The 10057-nt window shown below is 70.0% G+C and carries 9 protein-coding genes; 6 read left to right on the top strand and 3 right to left on the bottom strand.

Going from position 1 to position 10057, the window contains the following annotated elements:
* Positions 1-200 precede the first annotated feature (200 nt).
* From AB0M36_RS06775 to AB0M36_RS06785, 3 genes are read left to right on the top strand one after another with little or no spacing between them, the layout of a single operon-like run.
* The gene (locus AB0M36_RS06775; RefSeq protein ID WP_364154281.1) at positions 201-1241 is read left to right on the top strand and encodes a tripartite tricarboxylate transporter substrate binding protein; all 1041 of its coding nucleotides are present in this window, start codon (positions 201-203) and stop codon (positions 1239-1241) included.
* Positions 1242-1787, top strand: a complete 546-nt coding sequence (locus AB0M36_RS06780) for a tripartite tricarboxylate transporter TctB family protein (protein ID WP_364153495.1) — start codon at positions 1242-1244, stop codon at positions 1785-1787.
* Positions 1784-3331: a tripartite tricarboxylate transporter permease gene (locus AB0M36_RS06785; RefSeq protein WP_364153498.1), complete on the top strand. Its 1548-nt coding sequence runs from the start codon at positions 1784-1786 to the stop codon at positions 3329-3331. Before AB0M36_RS06780 ends, AB0M36_RS06785 begins: the two co-directional genes overlap by 4 nt.
* 53 nt (positions 3332-3384) lie before the next feature.
* On the opposite strand, the gene AB0M36_RS06790 is transcribed toward AB0M36_RS06785, so the two are convergent.
* Entirely contained in the window at positions 3385-4353 is a 969-nt protein-coding gene (locus AB0M36_RS06790; RefSeq protein ID WP_364153501.1) for a tripartite tricarboxylate transporter substrate-binding protein, read from the bottom strand.
* Between the two features lie 120 nt (positions 4354-4473).
* Between AB0M36_RS06790 and AB0M36_RS06795 the strand changes: the two genes are divergently transcribed.
* Positions 4474-6033, top strand: coding sequence for a sensor histidine kinase (locus AB0M36_RS06795; protein WP_364153503.1), 1560 nt, complete (start codon positions 4474-4476; stop codon positions 6031-6033).
* On the top strand, positions 6030-6701 hold the full coding sequence (locus AB0M36_RS06800) for a response regulator (protein WP_364153505.1): 672 nt from the start codon (positions 6030-6032) through the stop codon (positions 6699-6701). Before AB0M36_RS06795 ends, AB0M36_RS06800 begins: the two co-directional genes overlap by 4 nt.
* A 298-nt stretch (positions 6702-6999) precedes the next feature.
* Here AB0M36_RS06800 and AB0M36_RS06805 read toward each other — a convergent pair whose 3' ends face one another.
* The gene (locus AB0M36_RS06805; protein ID WP_364153508.1) at positions 7000-8067 is read right to left on the bottom strand and encodes an alkene reductase; all 1068 of its coding nucleotides are present in this window, start codon (positions 8065-8067) and stop codon (positions 7000-7002) included.
* 231 nt (positions 8068-8298) lie between these two features.
* Between AB0M36_RS06805 and AB0M36_RS06810 the strand changes: the two genes are divergently transcribed.
* Positions 8299-8802 carry a MarR family winged helix-turn-helix transcriptional regulator gene (locus tag AB0M36_RS06810; RefSeq protein ID WP_364153511.1) on the top strand — a complete coding sequence of 168 codons (504 nt, stop codon included), beginning with the start codon at positions 8299-8301 and terminating at the stop codon, positions 8800-8802.
* A 353-nt stretch (positions 8803-9155) separates the two neighbouring features.
* On the opposite strand, the gene AB0M36_RS06815 is transcribed toward AB0M36_RS06810, so the two are convergent.
* Positions 9156-10057: hypothetical protein (locus AB0M36_RS06815; RefSeq protein ID WP_364153514.1), on the bottom strand; the 902-nt coding region annotated here is incomplete at its 5' end.

Below are 10057 nucleotides of genomic sequence, written 5' to 3' on the forward strand. Positions count from 1 at the left end.
ATCATACGAGCGGGCGACCCGCGACGCCGCCGCGAGCAAACCACGCGCGCACGTCGCCCAGGGCGGCGCACGACCAGAAAGGCCACAACGAACACCGTGACCGTAAGCGTGACGGCATGACGGTTCGGCCGCAGCATCGGCGCAACACATCCCTAACGGCGCGGTAACGCGCCGATCCGAGGAGGACCGCCGTGCGGACCATGGACAAACCCTCACCGACCGCTCGACGGTCGCGCCGGATTCTCGCGGCCACCGCGGCGGCGCTGCTCGCCGCGACCGCCGCCGGCTGCCAGAAGGACACCGCCGGCAACAGGAACGCGGCCGGTGGCGAGGTCAGGTACCCGACGAAGACACTGCAGCTGATGGTGCCGGCCGCGCCGGGCGGCGGATGGGACCTGACGGCGCGCACCATGCAGAAGGTCATGACCGACGGCAAGCTGCTCGACGAGGGTGTCGAGGTCTCCAACGTGACGGGCGCCGCGGGCACCATCGGCCTGGCGCAACTCGTCTCCAAGAACCAGGGCGACCCGCATCACCTGATGGTCATGGGGCTCGTGATGGTCGGCGGCGTGGTGGCGAACAAGTCGCCGGTCAAGCTCGATCAGATCACCCCGATCGCCACGCTGACCGCCGAGCAGGAGGTCATCGTCGTGCCGGCGGCGTCGAAGTACACGACGCTCAAGCAGCTGATGGACGACGCCAAGGCGAACCCGGCCTCGGTCAACTGGGGTGGGGGCTCGGCCGGCGGCACCGACCAGATCCTGGTGGGGCTGCTCGCCAAGGCGGCCGGCGCCGACCCCAAGGCGATGAAGTACGTCGCGTACTCCGGCGGCGGTGAGGCGAAGGCGGCGCTGCTCGCCGGCGACCTCACCGCGGCGGTCTCCGGGCAGAGCGAGTTCAAGGACCTGGTCGCCGCGGGCAAGGTCAGGGCCCTGGCGGTCTCCGGCGCCACGGGCGTCGACGTGGGCGGCGGCAAGCCCGCACCGACCGTCAAGGAGCAGGGGTTCGACGTGGAGCTGATGAACTGGCGCGGGGTCGTGGCACCGCCCGGCATCAGCGCCGCCGACAAGACCGCGATCACCGCGTTCATCGACAAGCTGCACTCGTCTCCGGGCTGGACCTCGGCGATGCGGGCACAGGGCTGGGAAGACTTCTACAAGAGCGGTGACGAGGCGGCCGCCTTCTTCAAGAGCGAGAACGAGCGCATCACGACCGTCCTGACCGACATCGGGCTGGGCTAGATGGAGCCGCGTTCCGAACCGGTGGGGCGGTCCGCCACGGGCCGCCGCACCGGCGTCTCCGCACAAGCCGTCCTCGCGGGCGTCCTGCTCGTCGCGGGCCTTCTGCTGCTCTGGTCGGCGCTGACGGCCGAGGGCGACTTCGGCCTGCGGGGCCCGCGGCTCGCGCCGGTCGTCGTGACCGTCGCGTGGGTGGCCGTCGCCGGTGTCTACCTCGTCACGCAGCTCCGGCCCCGGCAGCGACCGATGCCCGATGTCGCCGGCGAAACGACCGTGGATGCCACCGAGGCGACCGACCAGGAGCAGCACAAGCCCGGATGGTGGGCTCCGGCCGGCGTGCTGGCCGCCCTGGTGGGCTTCGCCGTCGCGCTCGAGTACGCCGGGTTTGTCGTCTCCGCCGCGCTGTTCACCGTCGCCACCGCGCGGGTGCTCGGCAGCCGCAACCTGGTCCGTGACGTCATCGTCGCCGTGGTGCTGCCGATCGCCGTCTACCTGGGCTTCACCCGGTTCCTCGACATCTTCCTGCCCGCGGGGGTGTTTCCGCTGTGAACGTCTTCGGTGATCTGCTCGCCGGCTTCGGCACGGTGCTCACGGGCGAATATCTTCTGTACGCGGCGATCGGCGTCACCCTCGGCACCTTCGTCGGCGTGCTGCCCGGCATCGGCCCCGCGCTGACCATCGCCCTGCTGCTGCCCGTCACGTTCAGCCTGGACGACCCGATCGGCACGTTCATCATGTTCGCCGGCATCTACTACGGCGCCATGTACGGCGGTTCGACCACGTCCATCCTGCTGAACACGCCCGGCGAGTCCTCGTCCGTGGCGACCGCCATCGAGGGCTATCAGATGGCCCGGCGCGGCCGCGCCAAGGCGGCCCTCGCGACGGCGGCGATCGGATCGTTCGTCGCGGGCACGATCTCCACGTTGCTGCTGAGTCTGTTCGCCCAGCCGGTGGCGAAACTGGCCACCACGTTCCGCGCCGCCGACTATTTCGCGCTGGCGCTGCTGGCCATGGTCGCGGTCACGGCTCTGGTCGGCCGTTCCCTCGTACGCGGAATGATGTCTTTGATCTTCGGTCTGTTCCTCGGTCTCGTCGGGATCGACGGGCTGACCGGTCAGGCCCGGTTCACCTTCGGCACGATGGAACTGTTGGAGGGCATCGACATCGTGGTGGTGATCGTCGGGCTCTTCGCGATCGGTGAGACGCTGCACGTGGCCAGCAGGCTGCGCGGCCTGCCCGAGCACGTGACTCCGCTGGAGCCCGGCTCATCGGGGCGGGGCTGGCTGAGCCGTGACGACCTGCGCCGCTCGTGGGCGCCGTGGCTGCGCGGCACCGCGGTCGGATTCCCGTTCGGTGCCCTGCCTTCCGGCGGCGCGGACGTCCCCACGTTCCTGTCGTACACCTACGAGAAGCACCGCTCGAAGAACCGTGCCGAGTTCGGCAAGGGCGCGATCGAAGGCGTCGCCGGTCCGGAGGCGGCCAACAACGCCGCCTTCTCGGGCGTCCTGGTGCCGCTGCTGACCCTAGGCATTCCGACGTCCGCGACCGCCGCCGTCATGCTGGCCGCGTTCCAGATCTTCAACCTGCAGCCCGGCCCGCAGCTCTTCGACCGCTCACCCGAGCTGGTCTGGGCGCTGATCGCCTCGCTCTACGTCGGGAATGTGCTGCTGCTGGCCCTGAACCTCCCGCTGATCCGGGTCTGGGTCAAAGTCCTGCAGATCCCCAGACCCATTCTGTACGCGGGCATCCTCGTCTTCGCCACCCTGGGCGTGTATGCCGCGACCGGCAGTGTCAACCAGGTCTTCATCGCGTACGGCGTGGGGGTGATCGGTTTCGGGATGCGCCACTTCGACTTTCCGATCGCACCGGTCATCCTCGGGCTGATCCTCGGGCCGATGATGGAGCTCCAGTTCCGCCGGGCGCTCGTGCTTTCCGACGGGGACCTGACGGTCTTTGTGACCCGTCCGCTCACCGTGACCCTGCTCGCCCTGGTGGTGGTGGCGCTCCTGGTGCCGTACCTGCCGCGGATCGTGGCACGGCTGCGGGGACGTCCCGCCGTTACCGAGCGGCTGGCGTTCGCGGAAGACGATTGATCCTTCCTCTCTTGGCTTCGGTTTTCCGCCGCGGGCTGGCTCAGCTACCGCGATCAGGCCTGGGCGGTGACGCCGAGCCGGTTCAGGACGCCGGCCACCCGGCCGCGCTCGTCCGCCATGAACCGGGCGAAGGCGTCACCGGCCAGGTAGGCGTCGGTCCAGCCGAAGCGGGCCCGCGCGTCGGCCCACTCCGGCGACGCGTCGAGCGCCGCGATCAAGGCCCGGATCGCCTCAGGCGCGGCCAGGCCGGGCGGGGCGACGATTCCGCGCCAGTTGTTGACGACGATGTCGATCCCGGCCGAGCGTACGGTCGGTGCGGCGACCTGGTCGACCGGGCGCTCGCTGGTCACGGCGAGCGCCCGCAGCTGACCCGACTTGATCTGGTCGGCGTACTCGCTCAGCCCGGACATCGCGAACTCCACCTCGCGGCCGAGGATCGCCGCGAGCAGGTCGCCGCCGCCGTCCTGCCGGGTGTACGCCACGCGCGCGGGGGACAGGCCGATCGCTTCGGCGAGCAGCATGGTGGCCAGGTGGTCCGGTCCGCCGATCGACGAGCCGCCGCCGACCCGCACGCCGGCCGGGTCGGCCCGCCACCCGTCGATCAGCTCGTCCAGCGAGCCGTACGGCGAGTCGCGGCGGACCACGACGATGGCCGGCTCCTCGACCAGGCGGGCGACGGGCGTGGTGCCCGCCAGGGTCGCGGGCGCGCCGGCGGCGAGTTCGGCGCCCACCAGCCCCAGTCCCATCACCATCACGAGGCGGTCGTTGCCCTGCTCGTACGCGAGGCGCCGCAGCCCGACCACCCCGCTGCCGCCGGGCAGGTTGAACACCTCCACGCCGCGGGCGATGCCGGCCGCGTCCAGCGCGCGGGCCAGGACCCGGGCAGTGATGTCGTACCCGCTGCCGGGCGGATTCGGCACCATCACCCGCAGATCCGAAAAATCGCCCGCGGGGGAACAACCCTGCAGAACGGCCGCCAACGCACCACCCAGCGCGCCCGTGAGCATCGTTCGCCGCCGCAATCCGCACCTCCTTCGCACCGCATCTTGCGCTGTTCCCGCGGACGACGCCAGATCGGTCTTGCATCCGCGGCGCCGACGCACTTTGCTGTGGAACGCACGCCGCCGACCAGGAGGTGCACCGTGAGGCAGCGTCTGTCGCTCGCCGGCCAGCTGTTGATTCTGCAACTGGCCATCGTGCTGCTGGTCGTCTGCGCCGTCGCCGCGGTGTCCATCACCGAGTCGGACGCCGCCTTCCGCCGCGTCGAGGGTGAGCGGCTGAGGTCCGTCGGCGAGAACACGGCCATCAACCGGACCGTGCGGCTCGGCCTGGGCAACCCGCTCGGCCGCGAGGCCCTGGAGACGGTCGCGGAGAGCGCCCGAGCGGTGTCCGGCGCGTCGTACGTGATGGTCATCGACGCCGCCGGCACGATCGTGACCGGCCCGGACGCGGGCCGCGCGGCGGCGATGGGCGACAGCCCGGGGCTCACCGGTCGGTCCTGGGTGGGCGTCAGCTTCCAGGGCGGCAAGTCGCTGACCGCGCACGTGCCGGTCCTCGACGAGCGGGACGGCCGTTTCATCGGCCTGATCATCGTCGGCCGCACCTATCCGACCCTGGTCGACCAGCTCGCCGACGCCCTGGCGAACCTGCTCACCTACCTCGTGCTCGGCACGGTGCTGGGCGCCGGCGGCTCGCTCCTGCTGGCCCGGCGGGTCAAACGGCAGACACTCGGCCTGGAGCCCGGGGAGATCGTCGGGCTGGTCGAGCACCGCGAGGCGATGCTGCACGGCATCAAGGAAGGCGTCATCGGCACCGATCCCGCGCACCGCGTCACCCTCGCCAACGACGAGGCCATCCGGCTGCTCGGCATGCCGGCCGACGCGGTCGGCCGTTCGCTGCACGACCAGGGCCTGGAACCGGCGCTGCTGGACGTGCTCACCGGTCGTTCGGAGGGCGTCGACCAGGTCGTACTCAGCGACGACCGGGTCGTCGTGCTCAACCGGCAGCCGGTGGTCATGCGCGACCGCGCGGTCGGGTCGGTGACCACGCTGCGCGACCGCACCGAGCTGACCGCCCTGCGCCGCGAGCTGGACGTCAGCAGGCACACCACCGACACGCTGCGGGCCCAGGCACACGAGTTCGTCAACCGCCTGCACACCATCGCCGGACTGGTCGAACTCGGCGAGCACGACGAGGTGGTCCGCTACATCAACCGCACCAGCGAGCTGCACGAGAGCCTCGACCGCGAGGTCACCCAGGTCGTCCGGGACACCGCGCTGGCCGCGCTGCTGATCGCCAAGGCGAGCCTCGCCGGCGAGCAGGGTGTCACGCTGGCCATCGGCGACGGCACCGACCTGCCGCCGGTCAGCGACCGGCTCTCCGGCGACCTTGTCACCGTGGTGGGCAATCTGGTCGACAACGCCCTCGACGCGGTCGACGCGGGCGGTCGCATCACCGTGACCGTACGGTCGGGGGAGGGCGAGGTGCTGGTGACGGTCACCGACACGGGCCCCGGCGTCGACCCCGAGTTGGCCAGCCGGGTCTTCCAGCAGGGCTACAGCACCAAGGACGAGGCGCGGGGCCACCACGGGCTCGGGCTGGCGATGATCCGGCTGATCTGCGTGCACCGCGGCGGGACCGTGGGGGTCTCCGGCTCGACGTTCACGGCCCGTCTTCCGTACGAGCTCGAGGCGATCTCATGATCCGGGTACTCGTCGTCGACGACGACTTCATGGTGGCCCGGGTGCACCGCGGCTTCGTGGACCGGGTGCCCGGATACCAGACGGTCGGGGTCGTGCACACCGGCGCCGACGCGCTGGCCCAGGTGGAAGCGTTGCGGCCGGACCTGGTGCTGCTGGACATCTACCTGCCGGACTTCAGCGGCCTGGAGGTGCTGCGGCGGCTACGGGAAGGCGGAGGCGACGGCCCCGATGTGCTGGCGGTGACCGCCGCCCGGGACGTGTCGACGGTCCGCTCGGCCCTGCACGGCGGCGTCGTGCACTACGTGCTCAAGCCGTTCACCTTCGACGTGCTCCGCGACCGGCTCGAACGCTACGCCGCGGCGTACGGCCGGCTCTCCGAGACGACGGACGTGGAACAAGCCGACGTGGACAATCTGTTCGCGGCGCTGCGTACGGCGGCCGCGCCGCTGCCCAAGGGCCTGACGGCGGACACGTCCGCACTGATCGCCGCGGCGATGCGCGCCTGCGACGGCGACCTCTCGGCGGGCGAGTGCGCCGAACGGATCGGCCTGTCCCGGGTCAGCACGCGCCGATACCTCGAGCACTTCGTCACGGCGGGCAAGGCGGAGGTCCGGCTCCGGTACGGCTCGGCCGGACGACCGCAGCGTCGCTACCGCTGGGCCGGCTGACGCGCGTCGTTCGCTGGCGCCCATTCCATGACCGCCACGCACCCGGCCGGGCCCGGCACCGGGCCGTCCGGCTCGCCCGGGCCGTTCGGCTTGCTCGGGCCGTTCGGCTTGCTCGGGCCGTTCGGCTTGCTCGGGCCGGCTCGTCCGGCTCGGCCCGCCGCCCGGCGACGGCTTGTAGCGGCCGCCGCCCGGCGACGGCTTGTAGCGGCCGCCGCCAGGACAGCGCACATTTCTCCGGTTCCGGCTGGTGACGTGGCCCACTGCGAAGCGGGCGGCGGGGGCCTTGCGCCGCTGTCGTTCAGGCAAGCGTCGGATAGTCGGTGTAGCCGCGGTGGTCGCCGCCGAAGAAGGCGGCCGGGTCGGGGCTGTTGAACGGGCCACCGGCGGCGAGGCGTACCGGAAGATCGGGGTTGGCCAGGAAAAGGGCGCCGAAGGCGATGACGTCGGCGGTGCCGTCCTCGATCAGTTCCAGCGCCTCGGGCCCGGTCGGTGCGGGGTGGGTGAAGGGGTTGAGGATGAACGTGGTGGGCCATTCCTTGCGCAGCCGGCGGGTCAGATCGCGGTCGGCGCTCTCGACCAGGTGCAGGTAGGCCAGGCTTAGCGGAGCCAGCCGGTCGACCAGCGCGACGTAGACGGCGTCCGTTTCGTCCTCGACGATGTCGTTGTAGGGGTTGCTCGGCGAGATGCGGAAGCCGACCCGCTCCGCGCCGATGGCGTCGGCGACTGCGGCAGCGACCTCGGCACCGAACCGGATGCGACCCTCGACGGTGCCACCCCAGGCGTCGGTGCGCTGGTTGGCGTTGGCCGACAGGAACTGGTGGACCAGGTAGCCGTTGGCGCCGTGGATCTCGACGCCGTCGAAGCCGGCGGCGATCGCGTTACGGGCCGCGGTCGCGAAGTCGCGGATCGTCTCCGTGATCTCCTGCTCGGTCAGCTCTCTCGGCGTGGTGAAGTCCTGCGGTCCCTGAGAGGTGTAGATCTGGCCGGCGGGAGCGACCGCGGACGGTCCGACGGGGGTCAGGCCGTCCGGCAGCAGGCTGGGGTGACCGATGCGCCCGGCATGCATGAGCTGAGCGAAGATCACACCACCCTTGGCGTGTACGGCATCAGTCACCGTGCGCCACGCGGCGACCTGCTCGTCCGAGTGCAGACCGGGGGTGTGGGGGTAGCCCTGCCCCACGACCGACGGCTGAACGCCTTCGCTGATGATCAAACCCGCGGAGGCCCGCTGCGCGTAGTACGTGGCCATCGCGTCTGTCGGTGTCGCGCCGGGACCGTAGGCACGGCTGCGCGTCATGGGAGCCATCGCGATGCGGTTCGCCAGGCGCTTGCCGCCCAGCTCGTGCGAGTCGAATGCTGACGTCATGTTCCAGTCCTTGTCGCTGGCGGGCGTCGCAACGGGTCGCTCGACGCCACTTCACGAATTGCCTGTCCGAACAAGTAAATCAGCAGATCGGGCGTCGTGGACCGCACCGTAACCGACGTCACTACGGAGGGAAGCTGCTCTCGCGCCAGCACCGGGTGGATTTAGGGCCTTCCGATAGACTGGTAGTCCCCATATTGCCTGCCTGCACAACGTTTAGGTCGAGGAGCGCCCGTGTCAGCCGAAGGGCCCACCTGTCCCGACACGAATCCCGCGGAGGGCGTGCCGGTCCCGGCCTGCGCTCGGAACGGACCGGTCAGTCACGCGATCTTCCGCGTCGCCCGGCTGCACCGGATGCACGTGGGGCAGCTGCTACGCCGGGTGGGCCTGCACCCCGGCCAGGAACTGGTCATGATGCACCTGTGGGACCGGGGCCCCCAGCGTGCGGCCGACCTCGTACGCCTGCTCGACTCGGACGCCGCCACCATGACCCGCACCATCCAGCGGCTGGAGCACGCGGGCTTCGTGCGGCGCTGCCCGTGCGCCACCGACAAGCGCGCCACCATCATCGAACCCACCGCCGCCAGCCTCGCCCTGCGACAGCAGGTCGAGAACATCTGGACAGAGCTCGAGAACAGAACTCTCGGCGACCTGACCGCCGCCGAACGCACCGAAACGCTCAGCATCCTCGAACGCATCGAGCACAACCTCATCCGCGCGGCCACACAGGACGACTGAGCGCCGCGTGCGGGTGATCGAGACCTCGCACGCTTGTGGAAAAGCGCCGAGAGCTCTTCCGATCGGTAGAGGTGCTCGGGTCGCTCGGTAGAAGAACGGCGCGGAGTTTCCTGCGATTCTTGGTGTCGATCCCGGATGTCGATGGCTCGCCGGTTCGGCACCCACGTCATCCTCGTGGATCGGACGGTAGCCGGCGATCTGCATTCCTTTCTGCCGTGCGCGACAATTGGACAATCGACGATTGCCCCGGCCTGAAAATGGCGCGGGGCCTACCTCTATTTCCCTCCTTTTTGCTGCTCGGAAATTTATTTCGCTGCATTGAACCGAATGCGTTGTCGGCCACGTAGGGACGGTCAACTGTCACCCGAAGTGCAGCCGATTTCGAGGAGGTAACCATGCAAGGTGTGAAGGGAAGGAAGGGAATCAAGATCGCCATTGCCGTGGCCGCGGTGGCGGCGGCCGGCGCGATGACGACGATTCCGGGCATCAGTTCGGCAATGGAGAACAACCGCACCGCCCGGACCAACTGCGACGTGCGTTCCCTCTCGGGAGCCAACGCGAACAGCGCCGGAGCCGGCCGGATCCAGAACAACCAGAACCAAGGTCAGGGTCAGCGGGGCCAGAACCAGGGTCAGAACCAGGGCCAGAACCAGGGCCAGGGGCAAGGCCAGAACCAGAACCAGGGCCAGAACCAGAACCAGGGCCAGAACCAGAACCAGGGCCAGAACCAGAACCAGAACCAGGGGCAGGGCCAGGGGCAGGGGCAGGGCCAGGGCCAAGGCCAGGGGCAGGGCCAAGGCCAGGGCCAGCAGGGTGGTGTGCAACAGGCCCGGAACCAATTCGACGCCGCGCGGCGGACTTTCTTCACGCAGTTGAGGCAGTTCCGGGTCGAGCGGGCGAAGGCCCAGCGAGCGGTGCAGGCGGCACGGGCGGCGCAGCGGAATGCTGCGGCAAACAGGGGCAACAACGCGGCGCAGCAGGACGCGCAGAACAAGGCTGCAAATGCGCGGGCCGCGCTCGGACAGCTGCGCGCCGCGAGGGCGAGTGCTGTTAAGGCGCTCAACAATGCGCGCCAGGCACTCGCGCAGCTGCGCGCTGCGCAACAGCAGAACCAGCAGGGTCAGAACGGCCAGGGTCAGAACGGCCAGGGTCAGAACCAGCAGGGTCAGAACCAGCAGGGTCAGAACCAGCAGGGTCAGAACCAGCAGGGTCAGAACCAGCAGGGTCAGAACCAGCAGGGTCAGAACCAGCAGGG

The sequence above is a fragment of the Actinoplanes sp. NPDC051346 genome, assembly GCF_040682215.1.
Taxonomy (GTDB): domain Bacteria; phylum Actinomycetota; class Actinomycetes; order Mycobacteriales; family Micromonosporaceae; genus Actinoplanes.